This is a genomic window from Legionella feeleii (genome assembly GCF_001467625.1).
GTDB classification, from domain to species: domain Bacteria; phylum Pseudomonadota; class Gammaproteobacteria; order Legionellales; family Legionellaceae; genus Tatlockia; species Tatlockia feeleii.
The window spans coordinates 134004-154129 of sequence record NZ_LNYB01000081.1 but is presented as its reverse complement, the minus strand read 5'-3'; the positions used below and the strand labels follow the sequence as shown (position 1 = coordinate 154129).

Here is a 20126-nt window from a genome sequence, read left to right as displayed (position 1 = left end):
CCTTAAGTTTTAATATCGTAAGAAATGAGAGGTTAAGAATTTTTTGACAATATTGATTAAAAAAAGTATATTTCGGCTTAAATTTAGCAATGCCAGTCCATTAATCGCTATCAGGAGAAAAAATGAGATCTATCGTTTTAACCAAGTTTGGGGATATAGATGTTTTTGCAGAAGCTACTTTACCAAAACCAGAGATTAAACCTGGCCATGTATTAATTAAGGTAGTTGCTACCAGCGTTAACCCACTTGATTATAAAATGCGTAAAGGTTATTTCCCTGATTTGGTAAAAAATTTTCCAATGGTTTTGCATGGCGATGTTGCTGGTATTATTGAAGAAGTAGGTGAGGGTGTTACTAATTTTTCTGTGGGCGACGAAGTCTATGGCTGTGTTGGAGGCCTTCTTGATATGGGAGGAGGCTTAGCTGAATACGTACTTGCTGATGCCGATTTAATTGCGCTTAAACCTAAAACGCTATCCTTGGTTGAAGCGGCTTCCTTGCCTTTGGTTTCTCTCACTGCTTGGGAAGGTTTAGTCACCTATGCTAAGGTGAAAAAAGGACAAACAGTCCTCATTCATGGTGGTACAGGTGGTGTTGGTCACGTCTCGATACAGTTAGCTAAATGGTTGGGTGCAAAAGTGTTTGCAACTGGTTCATCAGCTAAAAAATTAGAGATGGCCAAGCAATTGGGTGCTGATTTTGCGATAGATTATAAAAAGACAACGATCGAGTCTTATGTTGCTGAGCATACTAATGGCGCAGGTTTTGAGATTGTTTTTGATACCGTAGGCGGAGAAAATTTTAGTGAATGTTTTCAGGCGGCCGCTCTTTTTGGTCAAGTGATCTCTATTCTTGCTGCTGGTAATTATGATTTATATCCCGCATTTTTCAAAGGGTTATCCATTCATCTTGTATTACAGCCTTTACCTCTTATCACTGGTATTAAGCGCGCTCATTATGGGGAAATACTAGCTAAAATAGCTACGCTAGTGGATGAAGGCTTTATTCGTCCTTTAATCGATGAGCAAAAATTTAACATTACTCAAGTAGGGGCTGCTCATGCCCATCTTGAAAATGGAAACGCTCTAGGAAAAATTGTGCTTACTAATTTTGCTTAATGAGAAGGGTGTTTTAATTTTTTCGTATCATATAACTACACTCTTCGAAAGTGTGTAGTTATTTTAAGCATTTACTTTGATAATGATGTCTTGGACTTTTTCTTAAATTATTAACCCAAGAGAGCAAAATAAATATATACTTTCCTTTTTTCAATAGGGTAGTTTATGCGACACGTTTATTCATTCTTAATGTACTTGATGACACCATATATGTTATTGCGGCTATGGTGGAAAGGACGTCAATTACCGGCTTATCGGCAGCGGATCTCAGAGCGTTTTGTTTTAAACGACAGAGAGGATATTCAGGTTGATATCTGGGTTCATGCTGTTTCTTTAGGAGAGGTGATTGCAGCTACACCCTTAATCGATGCCTTGCTTGCCAAGCAATGGACGATTTTAGTAACGACAATGACGCCTACTGGTGCGGAACGAGTCAAGGCGCGTTTTGGTGAAAAAGTTATTCACCAGTATATGCCTTATGATCTACCTGGTGTAACCAAGCGATTTTTTAAAAGAACGAAAGCTCGTGTAGGACTCATCGTTGAAACAGAGTTATGGCCAAATATAATTCATTATGCCTATAAAGCACAGATGGATCTTTTTCTGGTTAATGCTCGCTTATCAGAGCGCTCTTATCAGGGATATCGCAAGGTTAAATTTTTATTCAAACCAGTGCTGAACCAGTTTAATGCTATTTTGGCGCAAAGTGAGGATGATGCTAAACGTTTTAGAGCCCTTGGTGCAGTTGCGTCCAAGGTGATTGTTTTAGGTAATATGAAATTTGATTTGCAAACACAAAATATTAATACAGAGCTCTTTTTGGATTTAAAAGCCCGTTGGGGAGTTGAGCGTGTTGTAGTCATGGTTGCAAGCACACATGAAGATGAAGAAGAGTTGGTATTATCACGCTTAAAAAAATTGCAGGCTGCTATTGATAATATGATCCTGTTAATTGCCCCTCGCCATCCAGAGCGCTTTCAGAAAGTCCATCAATTAAGTGTCCAGCTTGGTTTTAACACGGGTTTGCGTAGTCAGAAAGAAACGCTGAGTAAAGAAAACGAAGTGGTTATTCTAGATTGCCTGGGCGAGTTATTAGGCTTTTATCAGATCAGTGATTATGCTTTTGTTGGTGGTAGTCTGGTGCCGGTGGGCGGGCATAACGTATTAGAGCCTATTGCTATGAAAGTCCCGGTTCTTAGTGGAACGCAGGTTCATAATTTTAAAACCATCTGTCGTGATTTGCAGGAGGCACAGGCTATCGAGTTGGTGGAGAATGCGGATATTTTGATCGAGCGAATCATTGCTTTACATCAGGATGGAAATAGAAAAAAGAATCTGGTGGCTAATGCAACGATGGTTCTCGAAGCTAACAAAGGAGCTGTGGCACGATATGTAGCCAAGGCACAATCAATTCTCAATGGTTAAGTTTGCCTTAATTCCTAGCCTGTTGGAGAGGTAGACGATAAGAAACTAACAAGCAGAGCTTAACGCTCTGCTTGTTGTCATTAACCACCCTGGTTTTGACGTTCTTTAATTTCAGATAAAGTCTTGCAGTCTATGCACAAAGTGGCAGTAGGTCGTGCTTCTAAGCGTCGTAAACCAATCTCGATACCGCAAGCTTCACAATAACCAAAATCTTCATCACGAAGTCTTTCAAGGGCATCTTCGATTTTCTTAATTAATTTACGCTCCCTGTCACGGGTTCTGAGCTCAAGACTGAATTCTTCTTCCTGGCTAGCTCGATCAGAGGGATCAGGGAAGTTGGCAGCTTCATCTTTCATATGAGTTACTGTTCTATCAACTTCTTCCATCAGCGATTGACGCCAAGCAAGCAATATTTTTTCAATATGTGCTAATTGCTTGTCATTCATATACTCTTCGCCTTCAGTTTCCTGATAGGGGGCTATTCCCATACTGCTAACGGCGTCATTTTTCACGTTTCGTATACTCTCGTTGGTTGAATCGGTTAATTGCTCTGGCATCTATGCCTCCTTGTTGCATCCTGTTCAACAAGCCATTATGGCATGCGATTGAAAAGCGCTAGGTATACCAAAAATCATTCTAGTCATCAACTAATAATTCGCTTGCCACCACTTACTCGGTCATTACCTTGCCAATCTTGCCAGCATTGAACCTGTAAATATCCATATTCGTTAAGCATAGACATTACCGCAAATTTTTGATCAAAGCCATGCTCTAATAATAATAGCCCGCCAGGCTTAAGCCTAGCAATACTATGTTTAATAATGTGTTTTATTGCAGTTAATCCATCTTCACCACTAACCAGAGCCAAACTTGGTTCGAAGCGTACATCGCCTTCAGCAAGATGGGGATCATGGGCTGCTATATAGGGCGGATTTGATACGATAGCATCAAAGTGTTGTTGTGTTGATATCTTTTCAAACCAGTCAGAATGGCAAAAACAGACATTGGTTAATCCCAAACGCGCCGCATTTTCTTCGGCAGTCTGTAAGGCTCCCTGGCTAAAATCACAGGCAGTAATTTGCCAGTCAGGGCATTCCGATGCAAAAGCGAGTGCAATAGCACCACTACCTGTTCCCAAATCAAGGATTTCTGCTTGTGGTTTATCAGCCAGCTGAGCTAAGGTCAGTTCAACGAGAAGTTCTGTTTCTGGCCGCGGTATTAACGTATCCTCACAGACTTTTAGTGGTAGAGACCAGAATTCACGCGTACCGGTTAAATAAGCGACAGGAACACCTTCCGAACGTTGATCAACCAGGCGTTGATAGGTCTGCCACTGGGCTTGAGTTAAGTTTGCATCTGGATAGGTATAAAGATAGGTACGTGTTTTGAGCAAAACATAGGCGAGAAGAATTTCTGCATCCAGGCGAGCACTGCTACTCTGTGTTTCAAGCTTCGTTATTGCTTGTAACAGAGCGCTTTTAATGTCAATCATGATTACCCAATTCAGCGAGTAATTCGGCGTGGTATTCGCGCTGTAAGGCTTCAATGACAGGATACAAATCACCCGCAATGACATCATTGAGCTGGTAAAGCGTCAGATTAATGCGGTGATCGGTTAAGCGTCCCTGGGGAAAATTATAGGTACGAATCCGCTCAGAACGATCACCTGTCCCTACGAGCGATTTGCGTGTCTGTGCTTGCTGTTGCCGTTGCTTGCTTTGTTCTGCGTCGAGTAGGCGTGTTTTTAATAAGGCCATCGCTTTGGCACGGTTTTTATGTTGTGAACGCTCATCCTGGCATTCAACCACTACCCCTGTGGGGAGATGGGTGATGCGAATGGCTGAATCAGTTTTGTTGACGTGCTGACCGCCTGCTCCTGATGAGCGATAGGTATCAATACGAAGTTCATCACTGTTAATTTCGATGTCATCAATTTCTTCAACTTCCGGTAAAATAGCTACTGTACAGGCTGAGGTATGGACGCGTCCCTGTGATTCTGTTTCTGGTACACGTTGCACACGATGTGCGCCGGATTCAAATTTTAATTGTGAGTAAACGGCATTACCACTGACACGTGCAATGACTTCTTTATAGCCGCCATGTTCTCCGTGACTCGCGCTGATTATTTCAACCTGCCAACCTTTTGTTTCAGCATAACGACTGTACATACGGAACAAGTCACCGGCAAAAATTGCTGCCTCATCCCCGCCAGTACCGGCACGCACTTCAAGGTAAATATTTCGTTCATCATCAGGATCTTTCGGAATCAGGTGCCATTGCAATTGCTCTTCAAGCTCATCGATTTTTTCTTTGGCACTGGCCATTTCGTCGGCTGCCATCGCTGCGAGCTCGGCATCATCTCCATCGAGTAATTCCTGCAATGAAACGACATTATTACGCGCCTGTATATAAGCATCATAGCAAGTGGCAACAGGCTCTAGTTGAGCATATTCTTTTGATAAATTTTTAAATTGATTCTGATCCGCTATGACCGATGCTTCTGACAGTAAACGGCTAATTTCCTGGAAGCGCTCGAGCATTTGCTCCAATTTTAATTCAAGAGATTTCTTCATAAGGAGACTGTACTAAAGGATTAAATAAATAGCGTGCCAAATCAAAGAGTTCTTCACGCCCGTCTAATGCTGCTTGACGAAAGCCCACAGTAGGATGATGGACTAATTTATTCACCAGCCGCTCGCAAAACTCACGTAATACACTATCCTGGCAATAGCCTGCTGACAATTTGTCCTGGGCCCGCTGTAATTCTTTCTGTGCCAATACTTGCATATGATTACGATAATCACAGATAACTTCTTTGGCACGTAATGAACGGTGCCAACGAATATAATTATCCAATTCACAATCAATGAGTTGTTCAGCCTGTCGGGCTGCAGAACGCCGCTCATCCATTCCTTTGGTAATCATTGATTGCAAATCATCGATGTTATACAGATGAACGGCTTCCAGCTCACCCACGTCTGCTTCAATGTCACGGGGTACTGCCAAATCAAGAAAAAACATTGGATTTTGTGCTCGCTTGCTTAAGGCATGTTCAACCAAGCTTTTATTAATAAAGGGTAATGGACAGGCGGTTGCAGAAATCACCACATCAGCTTGAGACAGGTACTGCGGGATATCACCGATAGTTAATGCTTCGCCGCCGAAATCGCTAGCAAGCTGTTGAGCATGCTCGCGGGTACGGCTTGCAATTAAAAAGCGCTTAACACCTTGTTTATGCAAATATTTGGCAACGAGGGTTGCAGTTTCGCCAGAGCCAATTATAAAGACTTGCAAATCGTTTTGACTGGGAAATAACTGACCAATTAATTGCACCGCAGCATAGGCGACAGAAACAGGATTTTTACCAATGCCACTTCGATTTCTAATACGTTTGCTTGCACTGAATATATATTGAAAGACAGAGCGTAAAGTTGTTTTTACCGTTCCTAACTGACAGGCATATTGATAGGCTTGTTTCATTTGGCCAAGAATTTGCGGTTCACCAAGCATCATTGAATCCAAACCACTGGCAACTCGCAACGTATGGCGAATGCCATGATGGCCGTGGTGAATATAAAGATAAGGTGATAATAACTCGGGTGCCAATTCATGTTGATAGGCAAGCCAAGGTACTATATTTTCTGGCTCTTCTGTGTCGCAATAAATTTCGGTACGGTTGCAGGTTGATAACATAGCCGCTTCGTTTACTGCAGGTAAACGAATTAACTCGTTAAGCAATTTATCTTGCATAGCAAGAGGCAGTGCGATTTTTTCACGCACTGTCAGTGGGGCAGTTTCATGATTTAGTCCACAGGCGACAAACACCATAGAATTCAATTTAAAGGCAGCAGAGTATCAGGGAATTGTAAACTATTACCCGAGAAATTTGTAGACTTGAGAGCGATATAATGGCTATCTAACCAATGAAAACTTAAAGTGAAAGACGTGTTGATATTTCTATCTCACTCATTTCTTCTTTCGAGCCGGGTCTGTCTTCATTTTTGTTGTTCGAAGAGGCTTCATCTACAATTTTTTTGGCTTCTTTTTCTGCTTGCTTGTAGAGAGTGCTCGTAACCCAAGACATTGATAGGCCTGCAAGGCGAGCAAGCTCTTGTTTCAGTCCAATCAGATCACTTAAACCAGCTTCCGCTAATGCAGTTGCAACGGATTTTCCCTGGTAGGCATTGTTTATCATGTTTTCTGCATGAGGCATTAGTTTCTCAGCTATAATCAGTTGCAACAACGCTGTTTGATAGAAGCTCTCATTGTGATCCTGCCTGGCCAGTGTATAGGTGGTAATAGCAAGTAAAAAATAACCAGGTGTCCAATATAGTTCCGCTGCTTTACTGGCATAAAAGAGGGCGTTATTCAACGAGTTTTGAGCAAGTGCTTGTTTGCATAAGCCGCCCAGTGCCGGAAAATATCCCAGATAGGCTGCAAGTTGTAGATAGGATGGTGCATAAGCCTTGAATATGCTTTCTTCGGCTTTAAGGTGGCGTTTGTATTGGCCATAGACAAAAATACCTTTTAACAATTCAAAGGTGTGCAGGGTAGATTGGGGTTTGTATTCGTGAATGGGTTTGCCTGCCTGAGGAGGCTCTTCAGTCCGTGGTGGGTTAAGCCCACAAAGACGCCATTTCTCATTCCAGATGTCATTCAAGCTTGGATGCTTACATAAGGTATTGAGTTTCGGGTTACCAAGAGCAGCTCTAATCAAAAGGGCGAAGTCGATTTTTTCAATCTCACTCGCTAAGGCTACTTGTTCCTGAGATGATAAACCTCCTTGCTCCAGAGCCTCACTTAATTCAAGTAAAGGCTTTAGAGAAATTTTTTCAGCCGTCTTTAATTTTAAAAATTGTTGTAAGGTCTGGTAGGGCATTAAGCTGACTCAAGGTCGAGAATAGTGGATATATTATACCCCAAGTCAGCAAAATAGCACCAGATCAATCAAAAACTATCAACTATACACGGAGAGCTCGGTAAGATTGGCCGTGCTTCCATCCATTTCATCCAATTTTTGAGGTTTCTTACTGCTTCCCACAGGAATAATAGGTAATTGAATATTATCGTCTTCTTCATCTCTGAGCTCCTCAACAAGTGCATTGAATTCTCCTCTAGTGGACTTAGGAGTAGGGACACTTGTACTAAAGAACCTGTCAGAGCTGTCCACAATTTTGACTTTAACAGACTTTGGTTTTTTAGTCGGGTTTTCAGCGATTACAGGAGAACTAACCCCATCTTCTTCATTGATGGATATGGGTTGCTTTTGTACAGAAACACCCACTGGTGGTTGAATAGATTCCGGGGAACGTCTTATCGGAGGTACTTCTACCGATATTACTTCTGGTCTGTCAACAGGGGTGGGCATTTGTACAGATGCTAATTGCGGCAGTTCTACCTTGACCTTGGGTTCTACTATTTCTTCAATGTGGAAAGGAATATAGGCTTTTTTCAATGCCTTCAGTACTGGTGCTGGAACTTCTTTTGCCAGAACATCAATATCTTCAAGCCCGGTCGGTAATTGACTACGGATTTCAAGAATTTTATCTGTTAGTATCAAACAGGCTTCCGCACTCAACGTAGCTTTCATTGTTTCTCTAATGATTTCATAGAGTTCACTGCGACTCGCACGGTTAATATCAGGAAGATCATAGCGATGAAAGGATTTATCTGTTGAAATAAATTTCGCTGGATAGAATGCACGCAGTAGCTCTACCATTTTTTCTATCATAATCGAACTACGGAAAATACCGACGTTTGCCCTGCTTTCCCGCGGTAAGGATTGTGCATGCTTAAGCCCAATGTCAATAAATGAACGACTGTCATCCAGACCAGTCCCAATGATACCAGCAGCTCCCCAACATAGGATAGTGCCATCGCTTGAACGGGTACCAAGAGGAAGGACTTCTGTTTCAGTTAAATCGCTCAATCCTCTTTCCAACTGGCAAGGTACAAATCCTTTTAGGGAGCTTGTTAGAGAATGGGGCTCTTGGCCAATGGCAACGACTAATTGATCACAAACAAGCGTTGTGACTTCAGGAAGTACTTTTGTTTTACGCTGTTTTACTGGTTTTCCGAAGGTAAGGCTAAGGCTGCCTGTATCGTCAAGTTCTACTTTGGTTAAATCACCTAGGGCCATTTTAGCCTTTGGATTGTCATCCAAATCAGAAAATTGTCGGTTGAACATATTATTAGTATCAAAATTCTGTCCGTCACGTGCTACCCAAACAAAGGAGGTAACATCGGGTTGGCATCCATTGATGATATCGAGAACCATCGCTGCATTTCTGGCTCCACCACCATAAAAAACAACATTGCCTTTTAAGCGGGCATCACCATGGTCTTGACCATAAATCATCTTGCCAGTACTTAATAGTTGTTTTGACAGCACAGAATCAACTTGGGTTGCTGTTAATTTTCTTGTAGGCCCAGGACCCGTACAAAGATCAATATGAGCAGTATAGAGGTAAAACTGAATATCAAGGATTTTTACCGCAATACGATGAGGAAAACCATCTTCTTCCCAGGCTATAGTACCGTTATAAGTTGCTTTCGTTTCGATGGCAATAGCTGTTGCATTTAAGATAGTCATACCTAAATCACGTTGGGTACAAACCGTCGCATGATAAAAATCATTGGCCATCGTGTATTGATAGGGATTACGTTTGGTAACCTCATCACGGGCAAAATCTTCTGAACGAGTACTGTATATCTGCGGAGTTTGGACTTTTGCGGGTTGTCCCATCAAGGTATGACCATCTTTACGCCATTGATCCCAGCTTAATGGATCACTAAGAACAATGACTGCAGGTGTACCATTTTTATTCTTTTTCTCGCGTAGTTCTGTGGGTAATTCGCCGTACAGCATTGTACCTGCAACACCAGCGCCAATAACAATTCGCTCATAGGTTATAGGCGTTGTTTGAGTCAGCATGGCTTTCTCTAAAGCAAGTGATTGCAGCTCTTGTTGTACACGTGCTTCTCGCCCGAGAGTTATATTGGTGAGTACTCTTAATTGCTCAAATTGTTTTACAGAAGGATTATCGCCTATTTTTAATTTAAATCGTGCAAGCGCTTCTTTTTCTAGCTCTACCCTCTTCAATAATTCATCTAATTCGGTTACTCGTTTTTCAATTTCAACTAATCTTTTCGCAACGCTTTTACTCAACATTTTTACAACTCTCTATTAGGTATGGTAATTTTTAAAAGTCATTTTTTTAACTATCCTTGATTGTTATATAAAAAATTATCTGCAATATTTTTGCGTATCTTTGAAAAATAAATGCAACTCTGATAATTGTCTCGTGCGGCATATATTAATGATTTAGTCTTAAAGAAATATTATGAAAATATTAACGAAATATTATGTATAAAATTGATTGCAAAAAGAGATGAATATATTTGCATGTTTCACTCAAGTAACTTTCACCTTCGCCGCTAATAGAGGTAAGTAGTTTTTGCACAGGAAGATTATCCTGATAGGAGTAATAGATGGATATTATTTTTCAAGGCAAACATAATAGTGAAGAAGCTGCTGAAAGCTTATTGAGTGTGTTGCGCCTCTTTAAAGAGCGTTACCATATCAGTCAGTTTCGCGAAATGCATTTAACAGTAACGTTGGTCGATGATCAGGGTGATGATGTGGAGCTAGTTGATAGCGAAACTGCACAGGCCTATCGCATTTTCGAAGTGTATAGAAAAGGGCATGAATTAACTGGACGCCAGGGCCAGCCCATGTTGCAATTAGTAGTCGACAACACACGCTAAGTGGAGGGTTTGATGATTCTGGCTTTACTTGCCATTGTACTGACTCTGGTGTTGGTTGTGGGTATTCATGAAGCTGGCCATGCAATTGCGGCAAAATGGTTTGGGGTAAAAATTCAACGGATTTCCATTGGATTTGGCAAACCACTATTAACCTGGCGAGGAAAAACAGGTTGTGAATGGGTCTGGGCTATCTGGCCGCTGGGTGGCTATGTGCAATTACTGAATTCGCGTATTCAGCCTGTTCCCAAAAAAGAGTATAACGATTGTTTTGATAAAAAACCGGTGTGGGTACGTTGCGTTATTTTACTGGCTGGTGCTGGTGCAAATCTGCTAACAGCCTGGCTGATGCTAACCATCATGTTTACCATAGGCTATCAACAGAATGCTCCAGTTATCCAAAAAGTAGTTCCACAAAGTCTAGCAGCTAAAGCAGGGTTTAAAGCAGGCGATCAGATCACCTCAATAGCAGCGAAGGAAACCTCTTCCTGGCAAGATGTAGGTATGCGCCTTATCATGGTACTTGGTAAGGCTGAGGTCAGGATAAATGTTCTTGATAGCGAAAAGAAATCGCGTTCCCTCACGCTTGATTTACAAAAATGGACTTACAAACGTGGAGCAGGAACTTTATTAACAACCCTTGGAATTGAACCCGGTGCGTTAAAACAATATCGCTATCAGGTAAAAGGACAGCCTCTTTTAAGCTCGGTGTGGCATTCTATTGAAAAGATAGGACAGTTATTGATTTTCTTTTTAGTTATATTAAAGCAGTTGCTTACGGGAGTGATTCCTTTTGCCGTACTGTTGGGACCGATTGGTTTATTAGCCGCATCAGCAAATTCCTTTATGCAGGGATTTGCAGTTTTTTTATATTTTATTGCTAGTTTGAGCCTTGTTGTCGGTCTGGTTAATTTATTTCCTGTTCCAGGCCTTGATGGCGGTTCAATTATTTATGCGCTTGTGGAAAAAATTCGTGGGAAACCAGTGCCAGTTGCTTGGGAATTACTTCTTCATCGTTTAGCGGTAATTATATTTTGTGTCTTGTTAGTACAACTTATTTTGAATGATCTTCAACGTTATTTGACCAGTTAATTAGAGGGACAGCTGATAGTTGCTAGCTTGAGTACTTATCATGATATTCGGGCATCGCAACGGAGCATACACTCGTGTGTGAGCAGGGAAGCACAGAGAATCAGGCCATAACCGTCTAGATAGCAGAAATGTAACAGTCCTAACTGCTGCTTGTGCGGGCACAGCACCAAACATCTACACGCGTTACTCCCTGCTGTTTGAAAAGCCTCGCCAATTCATTCACAGTACTGCCTGTCGTTAATAAGTCATCAATTAGCGTTATATGGTTATAGCTATTTATTTTAACTTGAAAAGCCTGATGTAGATTTTTACGACGTCGTTGACTATCCAGATTGGCTTGAGGGATTGTGTGAATAATTTTTTTGCAAAGGTTGAGTTCGCAAGGAATTTTGAGTTGTTTTGCCAATAATTTAGCGAGTTCAGCTGCTTGATTAAACCCCCTTTGTTGTAATCGCCTGGGATGCAGTGGAACAGGAACTAAACATTGTGTTGAGGTGGTTTTCTCCGGCAAAGCATCTAACATGAGTTTGGTTAAAAAAGTACGTAAATAGAAGGCATCACGATATTTGAATTCATGTATCAAGGTCCGTAGTGGTTCCTCGAAATAATAACGGGTAATTGTGTGATCAAAGCCTGGTTTTTTTTGGGAACAAACACCGCATACTAAAAATTTTGCATCGGGTAAGGGAAGAGCACAAAAATAACAGGCATGAGTGATTTGCTTGAATAAATCATTACAGGGTTGGCAAACAGCAAATGGGTCGCGATGATATTGCTGACACAGTACGCAAACCGAAGGCAAACGCAGTAACTGTGCTATACTGGTAATTTTTTGGCGCACGAGCGTTGGATTCCTGTATAAACTCTTTCCATTGTCCATGATGAATTTGAAAATAGAAATTTGCAATACCTTTAACAGGCACGCTTTTGAGTATGAGCAGGCCGCCAAAGTACAACATGAAATTGGTGAGCGTTTATTTGAGCGTTTGCACTATTTAAAGATTAATCCTCGTTATGTACTTGATTTAGGTTGTGGCACAGGTATTTTTTCCGTGTTGCTTAAAAAGCAGTATCCTCAAGCACAGGTTATCGGCTTGGATTTGGCTTATGAGATGCTAACCTTGGCCAACAAGAAACAAGGTTGGAGACGCAAATGGCATTTAGTCAATGCTGATATGACTGCGCTACCTTTCCCCAGTGGTCTCTTTGATCTGGTCTTTGCCAATCAAGTGATTCATTGGATTCAACCTTTATCCACTGTCCTCAGAGAGTTAAATCGAGTCATGAATCTCGAAGGCTGCTTGATGTTTTCGACCTTAGGTCCTGATACCTTTAAAGAATTAAAACAAGCCTGGCTTAAAGCGGATAATTATGCTCATACCAATGATTTCATGGATATGCACGATATAGGGGATTGCTTGTTGGCTGAACGTTTTCTTGATCCAGTTGTGGATATGGAAGTGTTAAAAGTACACTATACCGGTTTAAAACAACTGGTGCGTAGTTTGAAAGCGCAAGGTGTACGTAATATTAATCAGGCACGTAATGCAGGATTAACAGGAAAAGGTAGTTGGCAACGTTTTGAAGCTGAGTATAAAACGCTATGCACCGCCGATGCTAAATATCCACTCAGCTATGAAGTCGTTTACGGGCATGCTTGGAAAGGAGAGCAACGACGAATGAATGATGGTACGGAAACGTTCATACCCGTTTCGCAAATTCGGCGTTTAGGCAAATAACCAGGGGAGGTTAACATTTCGCTAGCCGGGGTAGTTAGGATCTGATCTGTAGTAGAAATGTCAACCGACCTAAAATAATGGGTTCTAAGTGATGAAAAAAATCTATTGGTTAACACTGTTGTTTGTTTCTTTTATGTCTTGTGCTGGCTTTGCAAATAAAAACATGGTGGCAGGACAAATAAGCAAGAATATTGATGAGGCGTTAAAAACGTTTGGTGAGAACATAAATATCGGTATTCTTGTTCAAGACGCGAAGACTGGCAAAGTACTTTATAAAAGAAACGCTGATCGTTATTTTATGCCTGCCAGTAATGAAAAATTATTTACCGCCTTTGCAGCATTAGAGTCTTTCAGCCCTGATTTTAGCTATCAAACACGCCTTTTTGCCGATAAAACTAAAGTTAAAAACGGCATTTTAGAGGATAATATTTACATCCAGTTTTCTGGCGATCCCAGGTTGACTAGTGACCAACTCGAGCAACTGCTTGGTTCCCTTGCTCAAGCTGAGATAAAAAAAATTAAGGGTGCTGTCATCATTGATGATACCGCTTTTGATAATGAAGCGATGAGCCCTGGCACGACCTGGGATGATAAGGATTTCTGTTGGGGCGCTCCGGTTAGTGCTCTGATGATTAATCAGAATTGTGCCAATGCGACCCTTGTTCCCGCTTCCAGGCCAGGGCAGCCGGCGACACTTAAACTGCCTGATTATCCTCAACCTATTCGTTTTATTAATCAAGTGACTACTAAGGCGCCAGCAACGAAAGATTGTGCTATCAAAGTCAAGCCAGAAGGGGATAAAACTTATGCAATCAGTGGGTGTATTAAAACAAACGCACAGCCTCAAAATGTAGCGATGGCGATTAGTGGACCCCGTGAGAATACTCGGTTGCTGGTGGATTACTTATTAAAGAAAAATCATATTCAAGTGAGTAAAAAAATAGAGTTTAGAAAAATGAGCTTCTTACCAGCTGAAGTTTTTTCAAAACAGGATTCACTACCCTTTAAGGCTTTAATTACAACCATGTTAAAAGAGTCTGATAATGGTATTGCAGAATCCCTATTTAAGACTATAGGTGCTCTCTATACCCATGAAGCTGGCAGTTTCATTAATGGTAATAATGCCGTGCGGGCTATTCTGGCTGAAGCGGCGCATTTGAATTTTCCACCAACAACACTTATCGATGGTTCGGGAGCTTCTCGTTATAATTTTATTACTCCAGAGCAAATCGTTGCTTTATTACAGAAAGCATTCTACTCTGATTATGCTGCTTATTTTATTTCTTCTCTACCTGTATCGGGAGTGGATGGAACCCTTAAAGATAGAATGAAAGACCCTTTAACACGTGGAAAAGTACATGCAAAAACGGGCTCAATGTCAGCTGTTTCCTCTTTATCGGGCTACCTTGAAACCAAGACGAAAAGAACGCTTATTTTTTCTATTATGATTAATGGTTTTGTTGATTCCCCAGAAAAGTACAAAGCCTTGGAAGATAAGCTTTGTGCAATATTGATAAAATCCAGTTGATGCTTTTATGCTAATTTTTTTTACAAGTCTTGCACAATTGAGCAAAGCGCTATAATTTAAGTCATCTCAGTTTATAAGGACAGTCAACAATTCGCCAACTTGAGTACTTAGGCCATGATTTTCTGGGGTACAGAAAATCATGGCCTAAGTACCAAGATAGCAGATTGTCAACAGCCCTTAGGTTTGCTTGTGTTAGGAGTCACTATGGAATTTGTTAGCCGTTACGTTTCTCATCAGCCTGATGCCCAAGGTCTGGTATCCTATTCCACTGAAGAGCACCGTATCTGGCAAACGCTTTATGAGCGCCAAATGAAAATCATTCCAGGAAGGGCCTGTGAGGAGTTCATACACGGTTTGCAGAATCTTGGTTTGACTGCTAAACAAATCCCCCAATTGCCTGATGTGAGTTGCCGTCTGCAAGAACTAACTGGTTGGCAAGTAGCGCCAGTTGCTGCGTTGATTTCAGCTCGTGAATTCTTTGAATTATTGGCTGAGAGGAAATTTCCTGCAGCCACCTTTATTCGTTGTGAAGAAGAAATCGATTACGTGCAAGAACCTGATATTTTTCATGAAATATTCGGGCATTGTCCTATGTTAACTCATCCTGTTTATGCCGATTTTGTTTGCACTTATGCGCGTAGAGTCTTGGAGTTGCCGGAAGAAGAATGGCCTCTTTTACAACGTCTATTCTGGTTTACGGTTGAGTTTGGTTTGATTAAAACACCCCAAGGAATCCGTGCTTACGGTGGGGGGATTTTGTCCTCAATCAGTGAAACGGCTTACAGTGTTGAGAGTGATATAGCCATGCGTGTGCTATTTGATCCTGTTGTCGCCTTCCGCATGCCTTATCGCATTGATATGTTGCAACCAGTCTATTTTGTGATCGACGATTACAAAATTTTGTATAAATTTGTAGAGTCTGATATTAATAAATATATTCAACGCGCAAGAGAATTAGGTGAATACCCACCGTTGTTTCCAGTGGATAAAGATAATCCTAACATTCATATTCTTGCTTGTTAAAAAATTGACAACACTTAAGCGTAGAGTTTTAGTATATGCTAAATCTATAGCGGTAGAGGTTTTTAAATGGCTGTGTTTGTAGTGCTATTGGAAGATAATTCAAGAATTGATGGTGAAAGAAATGATTAAAATCAGTTCCAATTGTAATGCCTGTTCAGTCTTGTTAATATCAGAGCATATCTTATGTTCATTGGCGATACAGTCAAGGAGCAACGCTTGATTAAAGTTCTAATTGTTGATGACCACGCTCTTGTACGAATGGGGATTCGACGATTACTAGAGGATTTACCCGATGTGGATGTGGTTGCTGATGCAGAAAGCGGCGAACAGGCATTAACCTTGGTTAAATCTCATAAACCCGATGTGGTTTTACTCGACATGAAAATGCCGGGAATTGACGGCTGGGAAGTAACCAGACGGCTCAAGAAATCGAATCCGCAAGTGAAAGTCATTGCTGTAACTGCTGTGTGTGCAGAGCCAATGCCTACAAGAGTTCTGCAACTTGGTGCCATGGGCTATCTGACAAAGGAGTCTGGAGCCGAAGAAATGGCTGCAGCAATTCGTAAGGTAGCAAAAGGAGAAAAATATTTAAGTGCCGAAATTGCGCAAAAAATGGCAATTAACAGTTTGGAAGCAGTACAAGATTCTCCCTTCGATTTGTTGTCTGAACGAGAAATGCAAGTGATGTTGATGATCACGAGTGGTATGACTGTACAGGATATTGCTGATCGTTTGTTTTTAAGCAGCAAAACCATCAATGGTTACCGATACCGTATGTTTGATAAGTTGGGTATAAAAAATGATGTAGAACTTACCTTCCTGGCAATGAAACATCGAGTCATTGAACAGCCTAATGATGCTTTACATGATGAATAATAAAGTAATAACGCATCAGTAAAAGGCATTTCTGCAGCAATTAAATAACCCACAAGCCTGTTTACTGAATTGGGTACAGTTCATGAATGAAAAGTTAATTCCAGCTTCTTTGAATAAATTTTTAGCCAATCTCACTAATGAGCCTGGTGTTTACCGTATGCTAAATAGCGAAGGTACGGTGTTATATGTAGGTAAGGCAAGTAGTCTAAAAAAGCGGGTTAACAGTTATTTTACCAAGCAAAATGCTGGTGCTAAAACACGCTCTTTGGTAAATCAAATTGCGTCCATTGAAGTGAGTGTGACACGTAGTGAAACCGAAGCACTTTTGCTGGAAAGCAATTTAATTAAGGCATTGCGTCCCAAATACAATGTGTTGCTGAGGGATGATAAGTCTTACCCCTATATTCACGTTACTCCTAACCACCCGTTCCCACGCATGGAATTGTATCGTAGTAAGAAAAAACCGCAAAAAGGCGAGTATTTTGGTCCTTATCCAAGCGTGGCGGCAGTACGGGAAACTTTAAATACCATTCAGAAGGTTTTTAAAATTCGTAATTGCCGAGACAGCTATTTCAGCACTCGCTCACGGCCCTGTTTGCAATATCAAATCAAACGTTGCAGTGCGCCTTGTACAAATTATATTTCCGCTAAGGATTATCAGCAGTCAGTTAATGATGCAATTCGTTTTTTGCAGGGAAAATCTCAATTAATCCTTGATGAATTGGCTAAACGGATGGAGCAGGCTGTAGAGCGTCTTGCTTTTGAAGAAGCTGCTGTTTTGCGTGATCAGATCAAGAGTCTGCGCCTTGTACAAGAACAACAAGGTGTCGTGCAATTACGCGGGGATGCGGATGTGATTGCCATTGAGGCACGGCCTGGTTTCGCCTGCATACACTGTGTCACAGTACGTGATGGGCACGTGTTAACGAGCCAAAGCTTTTTCCCTTCTGTACCAAAGCTTCGTTTTGACGAAAAAAATGATGAGCGGGGATTGTGGGAGCAAGTCTTTGAAGCATTCATCGCTTTTTATTATGTTGATGCGCCGGAGAGAATCCCTGCCTTGATCATTACGCATGAACCCATTGCTGAACTTAATCTTTTGCAATCAATGTTGAGTGAATTACGAGGAAAAAACTGCCAAATTCAAATTGCTCCACGTGGTGTTAAAGCTCGCTGGTTAGATTTTGCCCGGGATAATTTACGATTGGCTATAGCCGACTACATAGCTTCATCAACAACTATGAAAAAACGTTATCAAGCCTTGAATGAATTGTTAGAACGAGACGTTGCCATTACACGGATGGAATGTTTTGATATTAGTCATACGAAGGGAGAGGCTACTATTGCTTCCTGTGTAGTTTTTGATGCCCATGGGCCATGTAAAAATGAATATCGCCGATTTAATATTGATGGGATTACTCCTGGTGATGATTATGCTGCTATGGAGCAAGCAATTTTACGGCGGTTTAAGCGTCTGATCCAAGAACAGCATTTGCCGGATGTCCTGATTATTGATGGAGGTAAGGGGCAGGTCGCTGTGGCAAAACGCGTTTTTGCTGCCTTGCAAATAGAGGGAGTAACCTTGCTCGGTATTGCTAAAGGACCCGATCGAAAAGCGGGGTGGGAGCGGTTGATTTTAGCGACGGATGGAATAGAAAGGACTTTACCTGCTGACTCACCTGCCTTGCATCTTTTACAACATATTCGCGATGAGGCCCATCGCTTTGCCATAAGTGCGCATAGAAAAAAACGACAGAAAGCCAGGCTTGATTCCTCTCTGGAAACCATTGAAGGTGTTGGACCTAAACGTCGACAAGCGTTATTGCGTCGTTTTGGTGGTCTACGTGAACTAGCGAAAGCCCCTCTTGATGAAATAGCCAAGGTTAATGGCATTAACCAGGAGTTGGCAACACGAATATTTCAACATTTTCACCAATAAGTTAGCAAAATCCGGGTATAAAACATTGTAGCCAAGCCATGAGATCTGCATTTGATGGTTGCCTGGCACCTTGCCGGCGGCAATTTATAGATTTTTTCCCGTTCACAAAAAGAATAAAAAGAAATTTTTATTTTCTAAATAGTTAAATTTTTGACATTTGGCATTGTTTTCCTAAGCGTTGGCATTTCAACTTTATGTAATATAAACAGTAGGTTATGTGAAATTTTCTGTGTAGCTAAACTTTTTAGTTGCATGACCGAAATAGTAGCTAGAAGGTGGAATCGCATTTAAGCACACTTCTTGCATCACAAAGATTACGTTAATTAGGGGAATCACGACATGAGAAAACTTGCCGGAGTGATTACACTGATGATGGTGGCCTTTCAAGCCAAGGCAGTGAGTTATTATGGTACAGGGCTTTGTGCTTACCCGCAATACCAATGTATCAAAGTTGGGAGCGGGCAAAGCTGGGAGAAATTGTTTCCTGATGAACAGCAACGCGATATCGTACAGCGTTTAAATCGTTCTTATAATTATTTATGGGCAGGGAAGGTGATTGTTGTACCACGTGACCTGGCTCAAAAAACGATCCTGGATTTTTCTCCATTCCCTTTAAAAATTGATGCCGAAGGTGAAAAACAAGTTATTGTAGACCAGGATAAACTGGCTTGGGGTGCCTATGATGCGCAAGGCCAGTTGGTAAAATGGGGGCCTATTTCTTCTGGTAGGGATAAATGTCCCGATAGCGCTCATTCCTGCAGAACAATGACAGGTATATTTCGTTTCTTCAGTAAAGAAAATGAAAAATGCCGTTCCAATGTTTACCCAATAGGACGTGGTGGAGCGAAGATGCCTTATTGCATGTATTTCCACAAAGGGTTTGCTTTACATGGTTCATTTGACATACCAGGCTATCGTGCCAGTCATGGTTGCGTGAGATTATTTACTCGTGATGCTCAATGGCTTAATCATGATTTTGTTGAGACTTCTACTGAGAAAAATAATTATCTGGGAACAAAAGTTATTGTTCGTCCAGTTATGATAAGTGAGAAACAGCAATGAAAAAAATAATTCAACTGAGTCTAACTGGTGCACTGTTCTTCTCTGTATTTTCGGCATCAGTTTTCGCTGATGCGGAAGAAAAAGATAATAATAAACTCCCACTGGGGTGTCGGGATACTGGGTATGAGTTTGAACTGAAGACATTGCATTTATTGCCTGGAAAAAGTGGTGATCGGCAATCGATGTATTTCTTGTTTAATACCTTAGGTCAGCCCGTGAGCCTTTATCAAATGAGAGATGAAGAAAGTTCGCGTAGTATGTATTTAAATCATGCCATTCACCCTCGTCAATGGGCGGTGTTATCAACGAGTGAGAAACAGGTAAAATTTATTTGTACGGTACCTGATAAGAAATCACGCTATGGCAAAATTGTGGATTGCTCGGAAAGTCTTACCATCTGTGAGTACACAAACGTTCGCTATGGTATGAATAATCGGGGTAACTATTGGATAGTAAATTCCAATACAAGAAATGGGGCATTAAGGGAAGTAGTGCGATACGGCATTATTCCTGCGCAGTAAACCGCAATATTGTGGTAAACAAATAAAGAGGGGAATTAC

General features: G+C 41.3%; 18 protein-coding genes. 11 read left to right on the top strand and 7 right to left on the bottom strand.

Features of this window, described 5'->3' with window-relative positions; all coding sequences use genetic code 11:
• The first annotated feature begins 122 nt into the window (after nt 1-122).
• Complete coding sequence (locus Lfee_RS10565) at nt 123-1118, top strand: zinc-dependent alcohol dehydrogenase family protein (RefSeq protein WP_058446585.1); 996 nt, start codon at nt 123-125, stop codon at nt 1116-1118.
• Between the two features lie 165 nt (nt 1119-1283).
• Nucleotides 1284-2543, top strand: a complete 1260-nt coding sequence (waaA, locus tag Lfee_RS10560) for a lipid IV(A) 3-deoxy-D-manno-octulosonic acid transferase (protein ID WP_058446583.1) — start codon at nt 1284-1286, stop codon at nt 2541-2543.
• 80 nt (nt 2544-2623) lie between these two features.
• Here waaA and dksA read toward each other — a convergent pair whose 3' ends face one another.
• The 6 genes from dksA to Lfee_RS10530 form a co-directional block, all read right to left on the bottom strand.
• Nucleotides 2624-3100 (bottom strand): RNA polymerase-binding protein DksA, encoded by a 477-nt coding sequence (gene dksA / locus Lfee_RS10555; RefSeq protein ID WP_058446582.1) that lies wholly within the window; start codon nt 3098-3100, stop codon nt 2624-2626.
• Nucleotides 3101-3186: 86 nt separating this feature from the next.
• Nucleotides 3187-4035, bottom strand: coding sequence for a peptide chain release factor N(5)-glutamine methyltransferase (gene prmC, locus Lfee_RS10550; protein ID WP_058446581.1), 849 nt, complete (start codon nt 4033-4035; stop codon nt 3187-3189).
• On the bottom strand, nt 4028-5116 hold the full coding sequence (gene prfA / locus Lfee_RS10545; RefSeq protein ID WP_058446580.1) for a peptide chain release factor 1: 1089 nt from the start codon (nt 5114-5116) through the stop codon (nt 4028-4030). The genes prmC and prfA overlap by 8 nt, the downstream gene beginning before the upstream one ends.
• Nucleotides 5100-6371, bottom strand: coding sequence for a glutamyl-tRNA reductase (gene hemA / locus Lfee_RS10540; protein ID WP_058446579.1), 1272 nt, complete (start codon nt 6369-6371; stop codon nt 5100-5102). Before hemA ends, prfA begins: the two co-directional genes overlap by 17 nt.
• A gap of 103 nt (nt 6372-6474) precedes the next feature.
• Nucleotides 6475-7422 (bottom strand): DUF5630 domain-containing protein, encoded by a 948-nt coding sequence (locus tag Lfee_RS10535; protein WP_058446578.1) that lies wholly within the window; start codon nt 7420-7422, stop codon nt 6475-6477.
• Nucleotides 7423-7500: 78 nt separating this feature from the next.
• A complete protein-coding gene (locus Lfee_RS10530; protein ID WP_058446575.1) occupies nt 7501-9714 on the bottom strand; it encodes a hypothetical protein in 2214 nt (737 codons plus the stop codon).
• A 320-nt stretch (nt 9715-10034) separates the two neighbouring features.
• On the opposite strand from Lfee_RS10530, the gene Lfee_RS10525 reads away from it, so the two are divergent.
• Both Lfee_RS10525 and Lfee_RS10520 read left to right on the top strand, forming a co-directional pair.
• Nucleotides 10035-10310, top strand: a complete 276-nt coding sequence (locus Lfee_RS10525) for a hypothetical protein (protein WP_058446573.1) — start codon at nt 10035-10037, stop codon at nt 10308-10310.
• A gap of 12 nt (nt 10311-10322) precedes the next feature.
• Entirely contained in the window at nt 10323-11399 is a 1077-nt protein-coding gene (locus Lfee_RS10520) for a M50 family metallopeptidase (protein WP_058446571.1), read from the top strand.
• Between the two features lie 139 nt (nt 11400-11538).
• Here Lfee_RS10520 and Lfee_RS10515 read toward each other — a convergent pair whose 3' ends face one another.
• A complete protein-coding gene (locus Lfee_RS10515; protein WP_058446570.1) occupies nt 11539-12240 on the bottom strand; it encodes a ComF family protein in 702 nt (233 codons plus the stop codon).
• Nucleotides 12241-12280: 40 nt separating this feature from the next.
• Between Lfee_RS10515 and bioC the strand changes: the two genes are divergently transcribed.
• The 7 genes from bioC (at nt 12281) to Lfee_RS10480 (ending at nt 20087) form a co-directional block, all read left to right on the top strand.
• A complete protein-coding gene (gene bioC, locus Lfee_RS10510) occupies nt 12281-13138 on the top strand; it encodes a malonyl-ACP O-methyltransferase BioC (protein ID WP_058446568.1) in 858 nt (285 codons plus the stop codon).
• 91 nt (nt 13139-13229) lie between these two features.
• Nucleotides 13230-14666, top strand: a complete 1437-nt coding sequence (gene dacB, locus Lfee_RS10505; protein ID WP_058446566.1) for a D-alanyl-D-alanine carboxypeptidase/D-alanyl-D-alanine endopeptidase — start codon at nt 13230-13232, stop codon at nt 14664-14666.
• Between the two features lie 204 nt (nt 14667-14870).
• A complete protein-coding gene (gene phhA / locus Lfee_RS10500) occupies nt 14871-15689 on the top strand; it encodes a phenylalanine 4-monooxygenase (protein WP_058446839.1) in 819 nt (272 codons plus the stop codon).
• Nucleotides 15690-15905: 216 nt separating this feature from the next.
• Nucleotides 15906-16565, top strand: a complete 660-nt coding sequence (letA, locus tag Lfee_RS10495; RefSeq protein ID WP_058446837.1) for a two-component system response regulator LetA — start codon at nt 15906-15908, stop codon at nt 16563-16565.
• A gap of 82 nt (nt 16566-16647) precedes the next feature.
• Nucleotides 16648-18504 (top strand): excinuclease ABC subunit UvrC, encoded by a 1857-nt coding sequence (gene uvrC, locus Lfee_RS10490; protein WP_058446564.1) that lies wholly within the window; start codon nt 16648-16650, stop codon nt 18502-18504.
• A 369-nt stretch (nt 18505-18873) separates the two neighbouring features.
• Nucleotides 18874-19566: a L,D-transpeptidase gene (locus tag Lfee_RS10485; protein WP_238584922.1), complete on the top strand. Its 693-nt coding sequence runs from the start codon at nt 18874-18876 to the stop codon at nt 19564-19566.
• Complete coding sequence (locus Lfee_RS10480) at nt 19563-20087, top strand: hypothetical protein (RefSeq protein WP_058446561.1); 525 nt, start codon at nt 19563-19565, stop codon at nt 20085-20087. The genes Lfee_RS10485 and Lfee_RS10480 overlap by 4 nt, the downstream gene beginning before the upstream one ends.
• The last annotated feature ends 39 nt before the right edge of the window (nt 20088-20126 follow it).

Coding starts and splice junctions, on each gene's coding strand:
- Lfee_RS10565 (WP_058446585.1), top strand. CDS start 123: ATGAGATCTATCGTTTTAACCAAGTTTGGGGATATAGATGTTTTTGCA.
- waaA (WP_058446583.1), top strand. CDS start 1,284: ATGCGACACGTTTATTCATTCTTAATGTACTTGATGACACCATATATG.
- dksA (WP_058446582.1), bottom strand. CDS start 3,100: ATGCCAGAGCAATTAACCGATTCAACCAACGAGAGTATACGAAACGTG.
- prmC (WP_058446581.1), bottom strand. CDS start 4,035: ATGATTGACATTAAAAGCGCTCTGTTACAAGCAATAACGAAGCTTGAA.
- prfA (WP_058446580.1), bottom strand. CDS start 5,116: ATGAAGAAATCTCTTGAATTAAAATTGGAGCAAATGCTCGAGCGCTTC.
- hemA (WP_058446579.1), bottom strand. CDS start 6,371: ATGGTGTTTGTCGCCTGTGGACTAAATCATGAAACTGCCCCACTGACA.
- Lfee_RS10535 (WP_058446578.1), bottom strand. CDS start 7,422: ATGCCCTACCAGACCTTACAACAATTTTTAAAATTAAAGACGGCTGAA.
- Lfee_RS10530 (WP_058446575.1), bottom strand. CDS start 9,714: ATGTTGAGTAAAAGCGTTGCGAAAAGATTAGTTGAAATTGAAAAACGA.
- Lfee_RS10525 (WP_058446573.1), top strand. CDS start 10,035: ATGGATATTATTTTTCAAGGCAAACATAATAGTGAAGAAGCTGCTGAA.
- Lfee_RS10520 (WP_058446571.1), top strand. CDS start 10,323: ATGATTCTGGCTTTACTTGCCATTGTACTGACTCTGGTGTTGGTTGTG.
- bioC (WP_058446568.1), top strand. CDS start 12,281: ATGAATTTGAAAATAGAAATTTGCAATACCTTTAACAGGCACGCTTTT.
- dacB (WP_058446566.1), top strand. CDS start 13,230: ATGAAAAAAATCTATTGGTTAACACTGTTGTTTGTTTCTTTTATGTCT.
- phhA (WP_058446839.1), top strand. CDS start 14,871: ATGGAATTTGTTAGCCGTTACGTTTCTCATCAGCCTGATGCCCAAGGT.
- uvrC (WP_058446564.1), top strand. CDS start 16,648: ATGAATGAAAAGTTAATTCCAGCTTCTTTGAATAAATTTTTAGCCAAT.
- Lfee_RS10485 (WP_238584922.1), top strand. CDS start 18,874: ATGATGGTGGCCTTTCAAGCCAAGGCAGTGAGTTATTATGGTACAGGG.
- Lfee_RS10480 (WP_058446561.1), top strand. CDS start 19,563: ATGAAAAAAATAATTCAACTGAGTCTAACTGGTGCACTGTTCTTCTCT.